Genomic DNA, 18177 nt, shown 5'->3' on the forward strand with positions numbered 1-18177 from the left:
CTATTAACGCCCGGCCGTGCCGGGCGTTTTTATTCCCGATTACAAAGCGCATTTTTTCAATAGGTTACACATGAATCCTGATATTCCTCTTCAACTTTTGGGCGGCCTGACGGCGCGCGAATTCATGCGCGACTATTGGCAAAAAAAACCATTGCTGATCCGTCAGGCGATTCCTGACTTCGAAAGCCCGATCGATGCCGATGAACTGGCCGGCCTGGCCCTGGAAGAAGAAGTCGAATCACGCCTGATTATCGAACACGGCGAACGTCCATGGGAATTGCGCCGCGGCCCGTTTGAAGAAGACGAATTCGGCAAACTGCCTGAGCGCGAGTGGACCTTACTGGTTCAAGCGGTTGACCAGTTCGTACCTGAAGTCGGTGAATTACTGGAAAACTTCCGCTTCCTGCCGAGCTGGCGCATCGATGATGTGATGATCAGCTATGCAGCCCCGGGCGGCAGCGTAGGCCCGCACTTTGACAACTACGACGTGTTTCTGCTTCAAGGGCATGGCAAGCGCCACTGGCAAATCGGCCAAATGTGCGACTCGCAAAGCCCGCTGCTGGAGCATGCCGACCTGCGCATTCTGGCTGATTTCCAGACAACCGATGAGTGGACCCTGGAACCCGGCGACATGTTATACCTGCCGCCACGTCTGGCCCACTGCGGCGTAGCCGTGGATGACTGCCTGACCTACTCGGTAGGCTTCCGCGCACCCGGGGCTGCCGAAGTGCTGACCCACTTCACTGACTTCCTGAGCCAGTACCTGCCCGATGAAGAGCGCTACACCGATACCGACGCGCAGCCTGTCAGTGATCCGCACCAGATCCAGCACGACGCATTGGGTCGTCTGAAAAACCTGCTGACCGAGCACATGAGCGACGAACGCATGCTGCTGACCTGGTTCGGACAGTTCATGACCGAGCCACGCTATCCGGAACTCGTGGTCGGCCCCGAACTCGAAGAACAAGAGTTGATCGACAGCCTGGAACAGGGAGCCATCCTGATCCGTAATCCAAGCGCACGCCTGGCCTGGTCTGAAGTGGACGAAGACCTTCTGCTCTTCGCCAGCGGCCAAAGCCGCCTGTTGCCAGGCAAACTGCGTGAGCTGCTGAAAATGATCTGTGCTGCTGACGCACTGCACAGTGACAACCTCGGCCCATGGTTGGCCGATGAAGACGCAAGCAACCTGCTCTTGGAGCTGGTTAAACAAGGAAGCCTGGGGTTTGCCGATGAATAAGATTCACGTACGTGTCGCCGACTGGCATAAGGACAACGCCGAACTTCGACGCATTCGTGAGGCGGTGTTTATTGCCGAACAACATGTTCCGCCCGAGCTTGAGTGGGACGCTGACGATTCAGATGCGGTACATTTCCTGGCTTACGAAGGCGACTTTCCCATTGGTACCGCCCGCCTGTTGCCAGACGGTCATATCGGCCGTGTATCAGTCCTCAAGGATTGGCGCGGCCTGAAAGTCGGTGATGCCTTGATGCAGGCCACAATCAACGAGGCTGAAAAACGCGGCCTGAAAGAACAAAAGCTCAGCGCGCAAGTGCACGCGACGCCGTTCTATGAGCGCCTGGGTTTTGAAGTCATCAGTGAGGAGTTCCTCGAAGCAGGCATTCCTCACGTTGATATGAAACGCAGTAGCAAAATTCTGTAGCCCCTGGCGCAGGCTGCGATAAGGGCCGCAGACCCTTTATAACCGGGGTTGCTGCGCAACCTATCGCAGCCTGCGGCAACGACTACAAACGCCTGCCACAAAACGCCCTGCGATCTTCGGATCGCAGGGCGTTTTGCTATCTGCCACACTCCGAACAGACCTTTACACGTATTTCGGAGATAACGGACATGTCCCCACGGGCTTTTATTGCCAGCCTGCTCTTGACCTTTAGCGTGAGCGCGCTCGCCGACACTCAGGTCATCACCCTGCAAAACCGAACCAGCGCCGAACTGCTACCGATTGCACAGAACTTTATCGGTAAAAACGGCAAAGTCAGCGCTTATGGCAATCAGCTGATTGTCGAAGCAGCCCCCTCAAAAATTCAAAACCTGGAAAACCTCCTGGCCCAGCTCGATACGCCGGCCAAACGGCTATTGATCACCGTCGACACTCGTGACAACGCCCTGCCCAACTCCAATTCAGACACCCGTGTGTACAGCACGGCCAGCCGAGAAGGAGGAGTTCAGCAAATACAGGCCACCGAAGGCGTGCCAGCGCAGATTCAGATCGGACAGAGCGTACCCCTCACCAGCACCCGGACTGACGGTTATGGCCGACTCTTCACACAGACCGAATACCGCGATGTTACCCAAGGTTTTTTCGTCACTGCCAACGTCACAGGTGAAACGGTACACCTCGCGATCAGCACGCATCTGGACGCCATGAGCCAAGAGCAGCCAGATGTAGTGAACGTTCAAAATGCCAACACACAAATCAGCGGACCACTGGGTCAATGGATCACCGTGGCAGGTAGCAGCAACCAGAACCAGACCGCAAATAACGCTACAACCCTTACGTACTCTACTCAAGGTCGCAATGACCTGACGGTGCGGGTCAAAGTCGAAACACTCGACCAAAAGGCCCAAAACTGACTGACGGGTCGTATTAGACCAAATATGTAGTGCGGAAAAAAAAGCACTACAAAGTGTTTGACGACACAAAAATGCAAAGGCATGATGGCCCCGCTCCCGCCAATCAGAGCCCCACCAACAGGCCCTGGACGCTCCATGGCGAGCAGCCATTCACGCACGTACTCAAACAAAATTGTTGTGTGCTGGTGGAGCAAAATTTTTCAACCCAGACCTATGCGACGAGGTTTATCTCCATGGCACTGACACGCGAACAGCAAATTGCAGCCCTTGAAAAAGACTGGGCCGAAAACCCACGCTGGAAAGGCGTGAAACGCGATTACTCCGCTGCTGACGTGGTCCGCCTGCGTGGTTCGGTTCAACCCGAGCACACCTTTGCAAAAATGGGCGCCGACAAGCTGTGGAAACTGGTGACACAGGGCGCACACCCGTCCTTCCGTCCTGAGAAAGATTTCGTCAACTGCATGGGCGCCCTGACCGGGGGCCAGGCAGTTCAACAGGTTAAAGCCGGTATCCAGGCTATTTACCTGTCGGGTTGGCAAGTGGCAGCAGACAACAACTCTGCTGAATCCATGTACCCCGATCAGTCGCTGTACCCGGTGGACTCGGTTCCAACCGTGGTCAAGCGCATCAACAACTCGTTCCGCCGTGCTGACCAGATCCAGTGGAAATCCGGCAAGAACCCGGGCGATGCAGGCTACATCGACTACTTCGCTCCAATCGTGGCAGACGCTGAAGCCGGTTTCGGCGGCGTACTGAACGCATACGAGCTGATGAAAAACATGATCGAAGCAGGCGCCGCCGGCGTTCACTTCGAAGACCAACTGGCCTCAGTGAAAAAATGCGGCCACATGGGCGGCAAAGTATTGGTACCCACCCAGGAAGCCGTACAAAAGCTGACTGCAGCGCGCCTGGCAGCTGACGTGGCTGGCGTACCGACCATCATCCTGGCCCGTACCGACGCTAACGCCGCAGACCTGCTGACCTCTGACTGCGACCCGTACGACCAGCCGTTTGTATCGGGCGAACGCACTAAAGAAGGTTTCTACAAAGTGCGTGCCGGCCTGGACCAAGCCATTGCCCGCGGCCTGGCCTACGCTCCTTATGCCGATCTGATCTGGTGTGAAACCGCCAAACCAGATCTGGACGAAGCTCGCCGCTTTGCCGAAGCGATCAAAAAGGAATACCCGGACCAACTGCTGTCTTACAACTGCTCGCCTTCTTTCAACTGGAAGAAAAACCTGGACGACGCAACCATTGCCAAGTTCCAGCGCGAACTGTCAGCCATGGGCTACAAACACCAGTTCATCACCCTGGCAGGCATTCACAACATGTGGCACAGCATGTTCAACCTGGCGCACGACTATGCCCGCAACGACATGACTGCCTACGTGAAGCTGCAAGAGCAGGAATTTGCTGACGCAGAAAAAGGCTACACCTTCGTGGCACACCAACAAGAAGTGGGCACCGGCTACTTCGACGACATGACCACCGTTATCCAGGGTGGCTCTTCATCGGTAACCGCCCTGACCGGCTCGACCGAAGAAGAACAGTTCCACTGATAGCTGCTCCTCAGTGATTGGCGCCCCGACTGGTTCGGGGCGTTTTTTTGTGTGCCCGAACAACCCTGTAGGAGCGAGCTTGTCTCGCGATCTTTTGATCTTTTAAAAGATCGCGAGGCAAGCTCGCTCCTACAGAGGGTGAGCATTCACCAAAACCCTGACCTGGATCCATAAACTGAAACCCGAAACAGGTTACAAAACCAAGTTCTAAACTTGCCAATTGCGTCTATATAAGCCAAGTTCAACAGGTTGACTGCACCGCGTCACAATAGCGCAGCTTTTAAACGATATTAATTATCATTTAGAGTTGCTTTTGTTGATTACCTGAACGGTAAAACATAATCACTGAAACACGCTGTAATCCACGTAACACAAGGCCTGCGTAGACTTTGGGGAGTGCCATACCACTAAAGGATTGAATTTATTCATCTTAGAAAATTTACTTGCTGGGTGTTTAGCCATAAAATCCCGGCAATCAATAGCGCTGCGACATATCGTCACTGCTTTATTACCTTTTCAAGCTCAGAGACCTTTGCTCTCTGTTAAGGATTTCCAGCATGCCCGAAGCGACAGGACTCATAGCCCACAACTGGGGCTTTGCCATTTTCCTTCTCGGCGTTGTCGGCCTCTGTGCCTTCATGCTCGGCGTCTCCAGCCTCCTTGGGTCAAAAGCCTGGGGCCGCAGCAAAAACGAACCGTTCGAATCCGGCATGCTGCCTACCGGTGGCGCCCGCTTGCGGCTCTCGGCAAAATTCTATCTGGTCGCGATGCTGTTCGTGATCTTCGATATCGAAGCCCTCTTTCTCTTTGCATGGTCTGTGTCTGTTCGCGAAAGCGGCTGGACCGGATTCGTCGAAGCTCTCGTTTTCATAGCAATTCTGTTGGCAGGCCTTGTCTACCTATTTCGGGTGGGTGCTCTTGATTGGGCACCAGAAGCTCGTCGTAAGCGGCAGGCCAAGCTGAAACAATGAGGCTTTGGCAATGCAATACGAACTCACCAGGATCGACCCGGATGCTCCTAACGAGCAATACCCAATCGGCAAACGGGAAACCGTTGCCGATCCGTTAGAAGATCAAGTCCACAAAAACATCTTCATGGGCAAGCTTGAAGACGTGCTGAGCAATACCGTCAACTGGGGGCGTAAAAACTCCCTGTGGCCGTATAACTTCGGCCTGTCCTGCTGCTACGTGGAGATGACCACCGCCTTCACGGCGCCCCACGATATCGCGCGCTTCGGTGCCGAAGTAATCCGGGCATCGCCGCGTCAGGCGGATTTCATGGTTATTGCCGGTACCTGCTTCATCAAGATGGCGCCGATCATTCAGCGTCTCTATGAGCAAATGCTTGAGCCTAAATGGGTTATCTCCATGGGTTCTTGCGCCAACTCCGGTGGCATGTACGACATCTACTCCGTGGTTCAAGGGGTCGACAAGTTCCTGCCCGTGGACGTTTACGTGCCAGGCTGCCCACCCCGCCCAGAGGCTTTCCTGCAGGGCTTGATGCTCTTGCAAGAGTCGATTGGCCAGGAGCGTCGCCCACTTTCCTGGGTTGTCGGTGAACAAGGCGTGTACCGCGCCGAGATGCCGTCCCAAAAGGAACAGCGCCGCGAACAGCGTATTCAGGTCACTAACCTGCGCAGCCCCGACGAAGTCTGATCCAGCGCCGTTTCTTTATATAGAACGAATCACTGGCTTCATTCTTTACGTTGACCGAAAGCGATAAAAAAACCATGACTACAGGCTCCGCTCTGTACATCCCGCCTTATAAGGCTGACGACCAAGATGTGGTTGTCGAACTCAACACCCGTTTTGGCCCTGAGGCGTTCACCGCCCAAGCCACACGCACCGGCATGCCGGTGCTTTGGGTTTCCCGCGCAAAACTGGTTGAAGTCCTCACCTTCCTGCGCAACGTGTCAAAACCGTACGTCATGCTCTATGACCTGCATGGTGTGGACGAACGTCTGCGTACCAAGCGTCAGGGCCTGCCCTCCGGTGCCGACTTCACAGTCTTCTACCACTTGATGTCACTTGAGCGTAACAGCGACGTGATGATCAAGGTGGCCCTGTCCGAAAGCGATCTGAGCCTGCCGACCGTTACCGGTATCTGGCCGAACGCCAGCTGGTACGAACGTGAAGTCTGGGACATGTTCGGTATCGACTTCAAAGGCCATCCGCACCTGTCGCGCATCATGATGCCGCCAACGTGGGAAGGTCACCCGCTGCGCAAGGACTTCCCGGCGCGCGCCACTGAATTCGATCCGTACAGCCTGACATTGGCCAAGGTTCAGCTGGAAGAAGAAGCCGCACGCTTCCGCCCTGAAGACTGGGGCATGAAGCGTTCGGGTGAAAACGAGGACTACATGTTCCTCAACCTGGGCCCGAACCACCCTTCTGCTCACGGTGCTTTCCGTATCATCCTGCAACTGGACGGCGAAGAGATCGTCGACTGCGTGCCGGACATCGGCTACCACCACCGCGGTGCCGAGAAAATGGCCGAGCGCCAGTCCTGGCACAGCTTCATCCCGTACACCGACCGTATCGACTACCTCGGCGGCGTGATGAACAACCTGCCGTACGTGCTGTCGGTCGAGAAACTCGCCGGCATCAAGGTACCGGATCGGGTCGACACCATCCGCATCATGATGGCCGAGTTCTTCCGTATCACCAGCCACCTGCTGTTCCTGGGGACCTACATCCAGGACGTGGGCGCCATGACTCCGGTGTTCTTCACCTTCACCGACCGTCAGCGCGCCTATAAAGTGATCGAAGCCATCACCGGTTTCCGTCTGCACCCGGCCTGGTACCGCATCGGCGGCGTTGCCCACGACCTGCCAAATGGCTGGGAGCGTCTGGTCAAGGAATTCGTCGAGTGGATGCCAAAGCGTCTGGACGAATACCAAAAAGCTGCCCTGGACAACAGCATCCTGCGTGGTCGTACCATCGGCGTCGCCCAGTACAACACCAAAGAAGCCCTGGAATGGGGCGTTACCGGTGCTGGCCTGCGCTCCACCGGCTGCGACTTCGACCTGCGTAAAGCGCGCCCATACTCGGGCTACGAGAACTTCGAGTTCGAAGTCCCGCTGGCGGCCAATGGCGATGCCTACGACCGCTGCATCGTGCGCGTCGAAGAAATGCGTCAGAGCCTGCGCATCATCGAGCAGTGCATGCGCAACATGCCAGCCGGCCCGTACAAGGCGGATCACCCGCTGACCACGCCGCCGCCTAAAGAGCGCACGCTGCAGCACATCGAGACCTTGATCACGCACTTCCTGCAAGTTTCGTGGGGCCCGGTCATGCCGGCCAACGAGTCTTTCCAGATGATCGAAGCGACCAAGGGCATCAACAGTTACTACCTGACGAGCGACGGCGGCACCATGAGCTACCGCACCCGGATTCGTACTCCAAGCTTCGCCCATTTGCAGCAGATCCCTTCGGTGATCAAAGGTGAAATGGTCGCGGACTTGATTGCGTACCTGGGGAGTATCGATTTCGTTATGGCCGACGTGGACCGCTAAGCATGAACAGCACGCTTATCCAGACAGACCGTTTCGCCCTGAGCGAAACCGAGCGCTCGGCCATCGAGCACGAGATGCATCACTACGAAGATCCACGCGCAGCGTCGATCGAAGCCCTGAAGATCGTTCAGAAGGAACGCGGCTGGGTGCCGGATGGCGCGGTATACGCCATCGGCGAACTGCTGGGCATCCCGGCCAGCGACGTTGAAGGCGTGGCCACGTTCTACAGCCAGATATTCCGTCAGCCGGTTGGCCGTCACATCATTCGCGTCTGCGACAGCATGGTCTGCTACATCGGTGGCCACGAGTCGGTGGTCAGCGAAATCCAGAGCAAACTGGGCATCGGCCTGGGCCAGACCACTGCTGATGGCCGCTTCACGCTGCTGCCAGTGTGCTGCCTGGGCAACTGCGACAAGGCGCCGGCGTTGATGATCGACGACGACACATTCGGTGACGTGCAGCCTGCTGGCGTCGCTACGTTGCTGGAGGGCTACCCATGACCCTGACTTCTTTCGGCCCTGCCAACCGCATCGCGCGTACGGCAGAAACCCACCCGCTGACCTGGCGCCTGCGTGATGACGCCGAGCCGGTGTGGCTCGAAGAGTACCAGGCCAAAAACGGCTACGCGGCTGCTCGCAAGGCGTTCGCTGACATGGCCCAGGACGATATCGTCCAGACCGTGAAAGACGCGGGCCTCAAAGGCCGTGGCGGTGCGGGCTTCCCCACCGGCGTGAAGTGGGGCCTGATGCCCAAGGACGAGTCCCTGAACATCCGTTACCTGCTGTGTAACGCCGATGAAATGGAACCCAACACCTGGAAAGACCGCATGCTGATGGAGCAACTGCCCCATCTCCTGATCGAAGGCATGCTGATCAGTGCTCGTGCCCTGAAAACCTACCGTGGCTACATTTTCCTGCGCGGCGAATACGTCACTGCCGCCAAGCACCTTAACCGTGCGGTCGAAGAAGCCAAGGCAGCAGGCCTGCTGGGCAAAAATATCCTGGGTTCCGGCTTTGATTTCGAACTGTTCGTGCACACCGGCGCCGGGCGTTACATCTGCGGTGAAGAAACCGCACTGATCAACTCCCTCGAAGGCCGTCGCGCCAACCCGCGCTCCAAGCCGCCGTTCCCGGCCGCTGTGGGTGTGTGGGGCAAGCCGACTTGCGTCAACAACGTAGAAACCCTGTGCAACGTACCGGCCATCATCGGCAACGGCGTTGACTGGTACAAATCCCTCGCCCGCGAAGGCAGCGAAGACCACGGCACCAAGCTGATGGGCTTCTCCGGCAAAGTGAAGAACCCCGGCCTGTGGGAACTGCCGTTCGGCGTGACTGCACGCGAGCTGTTCGAAGACTACGCCGGTGGCATGCGCGACGGCTTCAAGCTCAAGTGCTGGCAGCCAGGCGGCGCCGGTACTGGCTTCCTGCTGCCGGAGCACCTGGACGCACAAATGTACGCCGGCGGCATCGGCAAAGTCGGAACCCGTATGGGGACAGGCTTGGCGATGGCGGTCGACGACAGCGTCAACATGGTGTCCTTGCTGCGCAACATGGAACAGTTCTTCGCCCGTGAATCGTGCGGTTTCTGCACACCTTGCCGCGATGGCCTGCCATGGAGCGTCAAGCTCCTGATGGCCATCGAGAAAGGTGAAGGCAAGCCCGGCGATATCGAGACCCTGCTGGGTCTGGTCGGTTTCCTCGGCCCAGGCAAGACCTTCTGTGCACACGCACCGGGCGCCGTGGAGCCATTGGGCAGCGCGATCAAGTATTTCCGCTCTGAGTTCGAGGCCGGTATTGCTCAGGCAACACCGGGTGCCGTGCCATTGGCACGGCCGATCGTAGTCGGCGCGTAACGCTTTGCATGAGGGCGGTCCGTGCCGCCCTTTGATCGTTCGATGACGCCGTAAAGGCTGTGTTGATTCGAACGCATAACAAGATTCCATTAGCCACGCCCGCTGACACCGGGCCAACGAAGAACTTTGAACCATGGCCACTATCCACGTAGACGGCAAAGAGCTCGAAGTCGATGGGGCAGACAACCTGTTACAGGCCTGTTTGTCGCTAGGACTCGATATTCCGTATTTCTGCTGGCACCCTGCCCTGGGCAGTGTTGGCGCCTGCCGCCAGTGCGCAGTCAAGCAGTACACCGACGAGAACGACACCCGCGGTCGAATCGTCATGTCCTGCATGACACCCGCCAGTGACGGAAGCTGGATTTCCATCGAAGACGAAGAAGCGAAAGTGTTTCGCGCCAGCGTCGTCGAATGGCTGATGACCAACCACCCGCACGACTGCCCGGTCTGCGAGGAAGGCGGTCACTGCCACCTGCAAGACATGACGGTGATGACCGGCCATAACGAGCGCCGTTATCGCTTCACCAAGCGTACCCACCAGAACCAGGAACTCGGCCCGTTCATCGCTCACGAGATGAACCGCTGCATCGCCTGCTATCGCTGCGTGCGCTACTACAAAGACTACGCCGGTGGCACCGACCTGGGCGTCTTCGGCGCGCACGACAACGTGTATTTCGGTCGCGTTGAAGACGGCGTGCTTGAAAGCGAGTTCTCCGGCAACCTGACCGAGGTCTGCCCGACTGGTGTATTCACCGACAAGACTCACTCCGAGCGCTACAACCGTAAGTGGGACATGCAGTTTGCACCAAGCATCTGCCACGGTTGCTCCAGCGGCTGCAACATCAGCCCGGGCGAGCGTTATGGCGAGCTGCGTCGCATCGAAAACCGTTTCAACGGTTCGGTGAACCAGTACTTCCTGTGTGACCGCGGCCGTTTCGGCTATGGCTACGTCAACCGCACCGACCGTCCACGTCAGCCGCTGCTGGCCGACGGCACCAAGCTGGGCCTCGACGCGGCGCTGGATAAAGCCGCCGAACTGCTGCGCGGTCGCAACATCGTCGGTATCGGTTCGCCACGTGCCAGCCTCGAAAGCAACTACGCGCTGCTCGAGCTGGTGGGCGCCGAGCACTTCTACTCCGGCATCGAAGCCAGTGAGCTGGAGCGCATTCGCCTGGTGCTGCAAGTTCTCAAGGACAGCCCGCTGCCAGTGCCGAACCTGCGCGACATCGAAGACCACGATGCGGTGTTCGTACTTGGCGAAGACCTGACCCAGACCGCCGCCCGTATGGCGCTGTCGCTGCGTCAATCGGTCAAGGGCAAAGCCGAAGACATGGCCGACGCCATGCGCGTTCAGCCTTGGCTCGACGCTGCAGTCAAAAACATCGGTCAGCACGCGCTGAACCCGCTGTTTATCGCAAGCCTGGCTGAAACCAAGCTTGATGACGTTGCCGAAGAATGCGTACACGCCGCTCCAGATGACCTGGCGCGCATCGGTTTCGCCGTGGCTCACGCCCTGGACGCCAGCGCACCAGCTGTTTCTGGCCTGGATGCCGAAGCCCTTGAGCTGGCCCAGCGCATCGCTGACGCCCTGCTCGCGGCCAAACGCCCACTGATCGTGGCCGGTACTTCGCTGGGCTCCAAGGCCCTGATCGAAGCCGCCGGCAACATCGCCAAGGCTCTGCACTTGCGTGAAAAAGCCGGTTCCATCAGCCTGGTGGTGCCAGAGGCCAACAGCCTCGGTCTGGCCATGCTCGGCGGTGACTCGGTGGATGCCGCGCTGCAAGCGGTCATCGACGGCAAAGCCGACGCCATCGTGGTTCTGGAAAACGACCTGTTCACCCGCGTGGACGCGATCAAGGTCAATGCTGCACTGGACGCTGCCAAAGTGGTCATCGTTGCTGACCACCAGAAGACCGCGACCACTGACCGCGCTGATCTAGTACTGCCAGCCGCCAGCTTTGCCGAAGGCGACGGTACTCTGGTCAGCCAGGAAGGCCGCGCCCAGCGCTTCTTCCAGGTCTACGAGCCACGCTACCTGGACTCGAGCATCCTGATCCACGAAGGCTGGCGCTGGTTGCACGCCCTGCGCAGCACCCTGCTGAACAAGCCGGTTGACTGGACCCTGCTCGACCACGTGACCCAAGCCACTGCTGCCAGCACGCCAGCACTGGCTCAGATCGTGGATGCTGCGCCGTCTGCCGCGTTCCGTATCAAAGGCTTGAAACTGGCCCGTGAACCGCTGCGTTATAGCGGACGCACAGCCATGCGCGCCAACATCAGCGTGCACGAGCCACGTATTCCTCAAGACCCGGACACCGCGTTCGCGTTCTCGATGGAAGGTTACTCGGGCTCGGTCGAGCCGCGTAAACAAGTACCGTTCGCCTGGTCTCCGGGCTGGAACTCACCCCAAGCGTGGAACAAGTTCCAGGACGAAGTCGGTGGTCACATCCGTGCTGGCGACCCAGGCACCCGCCTGATCGAAAGCAAAGGCGATGCACTGAGCTGGTCTGCCAATATTCCGGGCGCTTTCAACCCGGCACGTGGCACCTGGCAAGTGGTGCCGTTCTATCACCTGCTGGGCAGCGAAGAGAACTCTTCCAAAGCCGCGCCGGTGCAAGAGCGCATTCCAGCCGCTTACGTTGCGCTGGCCAAGTCCGAAGCCGATCGTCTGGGCGTCAATGATGGCGCACTGCTGAGCTTGAACGTTGCGGGCCTGACCTTGCGTCTGCCACTGCGTATCAATGAAGAGCTGGGCGCAGGCCTGGTGGCATTGCCGGCCGGTTTGCCAGGCATTCCACCCGCTATCTTTGGCCTTACCGTTGACGGTTTGCAGGAGGCAGCCCAATGAGCTGGTTTACGCCTGAAGTGATCGACGTGATCATCACGGTGGTGCAGGCCATCGTGATCCTGCTCGCCGTTGTGGTGTGCGGCGCACTGTTGAGCTGGGTCGAGCGTCGTTTGCTCGCCCTCTGGCAAGACCGTTACGGTCCGAACCGCGTCGGCCCGTTCGGCGCGTTCCAGATTGCCGCCGACATGGTCAAGATGTTCTTCAAGGAAGACTGGACACCTCCATTCGCCGACAAGATGATCTTCACCCTGGCGCCGGTTGTGGCCATGAGTGCCTTGCTGATCGCCTTTGCGATTATCCCGATCACCCCGACCTGGGGCGTGGCGGATCTGAACATCGGTATCCTGTTCTTCTTCGCCATGGCCGGTCTGTCGGTGTACGCGGTGTTGTTCGCTGGCTGGTCCAGTAACAACAAGTTCGCCCTGCTGGGCAGCTTGCGTGCCTCGGCACAGACCGTGTCGTACGAAGTGTTCATGGGCCTGTCGCTGATGGGTATTGTGGTGCAGGTTGGCTCGTTCAACATGCGCGACATCGTTGAATACCAAGCGCAGAACCTGTGGTTCATCATCCCGCAGATCTTCGGTTTCCTGACCTTCTTCATCGCTGGTGTCGCCGTGACTCACCGTCACCCGTTCGACCAGCCAGAAGCGGAGCAGGAACTGGCCGATGGTTACCACATTGAATACGCCGGCATGAAATGGGGCATGTTCTTCGTGGGTGAGTACATCGGGATCGTGTTGATCTCGGCGTTGCTGGTGACTTTGTTCTTCGGTGGCTGGCACGGGCCTTTCGGCATCCTGCCGCAGATCCCGTTTATCTGGTTCGCCCTGAAGACCGCGTTTTTCATCATGATCTTCATCCTGCTGCGCGCTTCTATTCCGCGTCCACGGTATGACCAAGTGATGGACTTCAGCTGGAAGTTCTGCCTGCCGCTGACCCTGATCAATTTGCTGGTAACCGCTGCAATCGTGTTGATGAACACGCCTGCAGTCGCGGTTCAGTGAGGATAGAGACCCATGTTCAAGTATTTGTCTGAAATCGTGCATGGCACCTACACCCAGCTTCGCAGCTTGGTGATGGTCTTTGGCCATGCCTTCCGCAAGCGTGACACGCTGCAATACCCGGAAGAACCGGTCTATCTGCCACCGCGTTACCGTGGCCGAATCGTCCTGACCCGCGACCCGGACGGTGAAGAACGTTGTGTAGCCTGTAACCTGTGCGCCGTAGCGTGCCCGGTAGGCTGCATCTCGCTGCAAAAAGCCGAAACCGAAGATGGCCGTTGGTATCCGGAGTTTTTCCGCATCAACTTCTCACGCTGCATTTTCTGCGGTCTGTGTGAGGAAGCCTGCCCGACCACCGCGATCCAGCTGACGCCGGATTTCGAAATGGCCGAGTTCAAACGTCAGGATCTGGTTTACGAGAAGGAAGATCTGCTGATCTCCGGCCCGGGCAAGAACCCTGATTACAACTTCTATCGTGTTGCGGGTATGGCCGTGGAAGGCAAGCCGAAAGGCGCTGCCCAGAACGAAGCCGAGCCGATCAACGTGAAGAGCTTGCTGCCTTAAGGAAGAACGATGGAATTCGCTTTCTATTTCGCATCGGGTGTCGCTGTCGTGTCCACGCTACGCGTGATCACCAACACCAACCCCGTGCACGCCCTGCTCTACCTGATTATTTCGCTGATTGCCGTAGCGATGACCTTCTTCAGCCTGGGGGCACCGTTTGCCGGTGTCCTGGAAGTGATCGCCTACGCTGGCGCCATCATGGTGCTGTTTGTGTTTGTGGTGATGATGCTCAACCAGGGCCCGGCCTCGGTGACGCAAGAACGCCACTGGCTCAAGCCCGGCATCTGGGTTGGCCCGAGCATTCTGTCGGCGCTGTTACTGGCAGAGCTGCTGTACGTGCTGTTCGCTCACCAGAGCGGCGCGGCTATCGGTCAAACCACCATTGATGCAAAAGCCGTAGGCATCAGCCTGTTCGGCCCGTATCTGCTGGTGGTCGAACTCGCCTCGATGCTGCTGCTTGCTGCAGCTGTGACGGCGTTCCATTTGGGCCGCAACGAGGCGAAGGAGCAATAAGATGCCTGGAATACCTTTGGAACACGGCCTTGCGGTAGCAGGTGTACTGTTCTGCCTCGGTCTGGTTGGACTGATGGTTCGCCGTAACATTCTCTTCGTATTGATGAGTCTGGAAATCATGATGAACGCCGCTGCACTGGCGTTCATTGTTGCCGGTGCACGTTGGGCGCAACCGGATGGGCAAGTGATGTTCATCCTGGTGATCACCCTGGCAGCTGCCGAGGCCAGTATTGGCCTGGCGATCCTGCTTCAACTGTATCGCCGCTTCCACACGCTTGATATCGATGCTGCCAGTGAGATGCGCGGATGAACCTTCTCTTTCTGACTTTCGTATTCCCCCTGATCGGCTTTTTGCTGCTGTCGTTCTCCCGTGGACGCTTCAGCGAAAACCTCTCGGCACTGATCGGCGTTGGCTCGGTGGGCCTATCGGCCCTCGTGGCCGCGTATGTGATCTGGCAATTCAACGTCGCGCCGCCTGAAGGCGGTCACTACACCCAAGTGCTGTGGCAGTGGATGTCGGTAGGCGAGTTCAAGCCTTCCTTCACCCTCTACCTAGACGGCTTGTCGGTGACCATGCTCGGCGTGGTCGTCGGTGTGGGCTTCCTGATCCACGTGTTTGCCTCCTGGTACATGCGCGGTGAAGACGGCTACTCGCGCTTCTTCTCCTACACCAACCTGTTTATCGCCAGCATGCTGTTCCTGATCCTGGCCGATAACCTGCTGTTCGTGTACTTCGGTTGGGAAGGCGTGGGCCTGTGCTCTTACCTGTTGATCGGTTTCTACTACAGCAACCGCAACAACGGTGACGCGGCACTCAAAGCCTTTATCGTGACCCGTATCGGTGACGTGTTCCTGGCCATCGGCCTGTTCATCCTGTTCCAGCAACTGGGCACGCTGAACATTCAGGAACTGCTGGTACTGGCACCGCAGAAATTCCAGGCCGGTGACTTCTGGATCGTTCTGGCGACCCTGATGCTGCTGGGTGGTGCGGTGGGTAAATCGGCGCAACTGCCGCTGCAAACCTGGTTGGCAGACGCGATGGCCGGCCCTACCCCGGTATCGGCACTGATCCACGCGGCCACCATGGTGACCGCAGGTGTTTACCTGATTGCCCGTACCCACGGTCTGTTCACTCTGGCACCTGAAGTGCTGCACCTGGTCGGTATCGTCGGCGGTGTGACACTGGTGCTGGCAGGTTTCGCTGCGCTGGTTCAAACCGACATCAAACGTATCCTCGCCTACTCGACCATGAGCCAGATCGGCTACATGTTCCTGGCGCTGGGTGTAGGTGCCTGGGACGGCGCGATTTTCCACCTGATGACCCACGCCTTCTTCAAGGCCCTGCTGTTCCTTGCTTCGGGTGCGGTGATTGTTGCCTGCCACCACGAGCAGAACATCTTCAAGATGGGCGGCCTGTGGAAAAAACTGCCATTGGCTTATGCAAGCTTTATCGTCGGCGGGGCGGCCTTGTCGGCCTTGCCACTGCTGACAGCCGGCTTCTACTCCAAGGACGAAATTCTTTGGGAAGCCTTCGCCAGCGGTCACAGCGGTCTGCTGTATGCCGGTCTGGTGGGTGCGTTCATGACCTCGCTGTACACCTTCCGCCTGATCTTCATCACCTTCCACGGTGAAGCCAAGACTGAAGCTCATGCAGGCCACGGCGTAACCTACTGGCTGCCGCTGAGCATCCTGATCGTACTGTCGACCTTCATCGGCGCCCTGATCACACCGCCACTGGCGGGCGTGCTGCCACAAAGCGTTGGCCATGCAGGCGGCGAAGCCAAGCACAGCCTGGAAATCGCCTCGGGTGCCATCGCCCTGGCCGGTATCCTGCTGGCTGCTCTGCTGTACCTGGGCAAGCGTCGTTTCGTCACCGCTGTTGCCAACAGCGGCATCGGTCGCTTCCTCTCGGCCTGGTGGTTCGCCGCCTGGGGCTTCGATTGGTTGTACGACAAACTGTTCGTCAAACCGTACCTGTTGATCTGCCGCTTGCTGCGCAAAGATCCGCTGGACCAGACCATTGGTTTGATCCCGCAGATGGCCAAGGCCGGGCATAACGCCCTGAGCCGCAGCGAAACCGGTCAACTGCGTTGGTACGCTGCTTCCATGGCCGCCGGTGCTGTACTGGTCATGGGCGCCATCGTACTGGTAGCGGTCTGATATGAACCTTCGACATTGCGAAAGGAATTGAGCCCGTCATGATTCTGCCTTGGCTAATCCTGATCCCCTTTATCGGCGGCCTGCTGTGCTGGCTGGGTGAGCGCTTCGGCCCTACCCTGCCACGCTGGATTGCGTTGCTGACCATGTCCCTCGAACTTGCCCTCGGCCTATGGCTGTGGGCGCACGGGGACTACCACCTGGCGCCGAACCCGGGCGCTGCCCCGGCGTGGGCGCTTGAGTTCCAGCACACCTGGATCGAGCGCTTCGGCATCAGCGTGCACCTGGCGCTGGATGGCCTGTCGCTGCTGATGATCCTGCTGACCGGCCTGCTGGGCGTGTTGTCGGTTCTGTGTTCCTGGAAAGAGATTCAGCGTCACGTGGGCTTCTTCCACCTGAACCTGATGTGGATCCTGGGCGGTGTGGTTGGCGTGTTCCTCGCCATCGACCTGTTCATGTTCTTCTTCTTCTGGGAAATGATGCTGGTGCCGATGTACTTCCTCATCGCGCTCTGGGGTCACAGCTCCTCCGACGGCAAGAAAACCCGTATCTACGCCGCGACCAAGTTCTTCATCTTCACTCAGGCGTCCGGCCTGATCATGCTGGTGGCGATCCTCGGTCTGGTACTGGTCAACTACAACGAAACCGGTGTGCTGACCTTCAGCTACGCCGAGCTGCTGAAAACCAAGATGTCACTCACCACCGAGTACATCCTGATGCTCGGCTTCTTCATTGCATTTGCCGTGAAACTGCCGGTTGTACCGTTCCACTCCTGGTTGCCTGACGCTCACGCCCAGGCACCGACCGCAGGTTCCGTCGATCTGGCCGGTATCCTGTTGAAGACCGCTGCTTATGGTCTGCTGCGTTTCGCCCTGCCGCTGTTCCCGAATGCCTCGGCCGAGTTTGCGCCGATCGCCATGACCCTGGGTCTGATCGGGATTTTCTACGGTGCTTTCCTGGCCTTCGCACAAACCGACATCAAACGTCTGATCGCTTTCTCCAGCGTTTCCCACATGGGCTTCGTGCTGATCGGTATCTACTCCGGCAGCCTGCTGGCGCTGCAAGGTGCAGTGATTCAGATGCTGGCACACGGTCTGTCGGCCGCGGCGCTGTTTATCCTCAGCGGTCAGCTGTACGAGCGCCTGCACACCCGTGACATGCGTGAAATGGGTGGCTTGTGGTCCAAGATCGCTTACCTGCCAGCTATCAGCCTGTTCTTCGCCGCCGCGTCGCTGGGCCTGCCGGGCACCGGTAACTTCGTCGGTGAGTTCCTGATTCTGATGGGCTCGTTCGCCAGCTTCCCTTGGGTCACGGCAATTGCAACAACCGGTCTGGTGTTTGGTTCGGTTTACTCGCTGATCATGATTCACCGGGCCTACTTCGGCCCTTCCAAGTCGGACGCCGTTCTGGCCGGCATGGATGCTCGTGAACTGATCATGGTGCTCGGTCTGGCGGTACTGCTGGTGTTGATCGGCGTGTACCCACAACCGTTCCTCGATACCTCTGCTGCGACCATGCATGGCGTGCAGCAATGGCTCGGCACCGCCTTCACTCAACTCGCTTCGGCCCGGTAAG

At 58.3% G+C, this 18177-nt stretch carries 16 protein-coding genes; all 16 read left to right on the top strand.

Annotated elements, in window-relative coordinates; all coding sequences use genetic code 11:
- Nucleotides 1-70 precede the first annotated feature (70 nt).
- The 16 genes from NTD86_RS17635 (at nt 71) to nuoM (ending at nt 18176) form a co-directional block, all read left to right on the top strand.
- Nucleotides 71-1237, top strand: coding sequence for a cupin domain-containing protein (locus tag NTD86_RS17635; RefSeq protein ID WP_262204074.1), 1167 nt, complete (start codon nt 71-73; stop codon nt 1235-1237).
- Complete coding sequence (locus NTD86_RS17640) at nt 1230-1661, top strand: GNAT family N-acetyltransferase (RefSeq protein WP_262204075.1); 432 nt, start codon at nt 1230-1232, stop codon at nt 1659-1661. The genes NTD86_RS17635 and NTD86_RS17640 overlap by 8 nt, the downstream gene beginning before the upstream one ends.
- 188 nt (nt 1662-1849) lie before the next feature.
- Nucleotides 1850-2593 (top strand): secretin N-terminal domain-containing protein, encoded by a 744-nt coding sequence (locus NTD86_RS17645; RefSeq protein WP_262204076.1) that lies wholly within the window; start codon nt 1850-1852, stop codon nt 2591-2593.
- 233 nt (nt 2594-2826) lie between these two features.
- Complete coding sequence (gene aceA, locus NTD86_RS17650) at nt 2827-4152, top strand: isocitrate lyase (RefSeq protein WP_262204078.1); 1326 nt, start codon at nt 2827-2829, stop codon at nt 4150-4152.
- A 557-nt stretch (nt 4153-4709) separates the two neighbouring features.
- Nucleotides 4710-5123, top strand: coding sequence for an NADH-quinone oxidoreductase subunit A (locus tag NTD86_RS17655; RefSeq protein WP_003446990.1), 414 nt, complete (start codon nt 4710-4712; stop codon nt 5121-5123).
- Between the two features lie 10 nt (nt 5124-5133).
- Complete coding sequence (locus NTD86_RS17660) at nt 5134-5808, top strand: NuoB/complex I 20 kDa subunit family protein (protein WP_262204080.1); 675 nt, start codon at nt 5134-5136, stop codon at nt 5806-5808.
- A 74-nt stretch (nt 5809-5882) separates the two neighbouring features.
- A complete protein-coding gene (gene nuoC, locus NTD86_RS17665) occupies nt 5883-7667 on the top strand; it encodes an NADH-quinone oxidoreductase subunit C/D (protein WP_262204081.1) in 1785 nt (594 codons plus the stop codon).
- A 2-nt stretch (nt 7668-7669) separates the two neighbouring features.
- Nucleotides 7670-8167 carry an NADH-quinone oxidoreductase subunit NuoE gene (gene nuoE, locus NTD86_RS17670; protein WP_055104976.1) on the top strand — a complete coding sequence of 166 codons (498 nt, stop codon included), beginning with the start codon at nt 7670-7672 and terminating at the stop codon, nt 8165-8167.
- Nucleotides 8164-9519 (top strand): NADH-quinone oxidoreductase subunit NuoF, encoded by a 1356-nt coding sequence (gene nuoF, locus NTD86_RS17675; RefSeq protein WP_262204084.1) that lies wholly within the window; start codon nt 8164-8166, stop codon nt 9517-9519. Before nuoE ends, nuoF begins: the two co-directional genes overlap by 4 nt.
- 133 nt (nt 9520-9652) lie before the next feature.
- Entirely contained in the window at nt 9653-12367 is a 2715-nt protein-coding gene (gene nuoG, locus NTD86_RS17680) for an NADH-quinone oxidoreductase subunit NuoG (protein ID WP_262204085.1), read from the top strand.
- A complete protein-coding gene (gene nuoH / locus NTD86_RS17685; protein ID WP_262204086.1) occupies nt 12364-13371 on the top strand; it encodes an NADH-quinone oxidoreductase subunit NuoH in 1008 nt (335 codons plus the stop codon). The genes nuoG and nuoH overlap by 4 nt, the downstream gene beginning before the upstream one ends.
- Before the next feature lie 12 nt (nt 13372-13383).
- The gene (gene nuoI, locus NTD86_RS17690; RefSeq protein WP_262204088.1) at nt 13384-13932 is read left to right on the top strand and encodes an NADH-quinone oxidoreductase subunit NuoI; all 549 of its coding nucleotides are present in this window, start codon (nt 13384-13386) and stop codon (nt 13930-13932) included.
- Between the two features lie 9 nt (nt 13933-13941).
- Nucleotides 13942-14445: an NADH-quinone oxidoreductase subunit J gene (nuoJ, locus tag NTD86_RS17695; protein ID WP_262204090.1), complete on the top strand. Its 504-nt coding sequence runs from the start codon at nt 13942-13944 to the stop codon at nt 14443-14445.
- Between the two features lies 1 nt (nt 14446).
- On the top strand, nt 14447-14755 hold the full coding sequence (nuoK, locus tag NTD86_RS17700) for an NADH-quinone oxidoreductase subunit NuoK (RefSeq protein ID WP_003446970.1): 309 nt from the start codon (nt 14447-14449) through the stop codon (nt 14753-14755).
- Complete coding sequence (gene nuoL, locus NTD86_RS17705) at nt 14752-16605, top strand: NADH-quinone oxidoreductase subunit L (protein WP_262204091.1); 1854 nt, start codon at nt 14752-14754, stop codon at nt 16603-16605. The genes nuoK and nuoL overlap by 4 nt, the downstream gene beginning before the upstream one ends.
- Before the next feature lie 38 nt (nt 16606-16643).
- On the top strand, nt 16644-18176 hold the full coding sequence (gene nuoM / locus NTD86_RS17710; RefSeq protein ID WP_262204092.1) for an NADH-quinone oxidoreductase subunit M: 1533 nt from the start codon (nt 16644-16646) through the stop codon (nt 18174-18176).
- The last annotated feature ends 1 nt before the right edge of the window (nt 18177 follow it).

The sequence above is a fragment of the Pseudomonas sp. 7P_10.2_Bac1 genome (assembly GCF_025465935.1).
Classification (GTDB): Bacteria; Pseudomonadota; Gammaproteobacteria; order Pseudomonadales; family Pseudomonadaceae; genus Aquipseudomonas.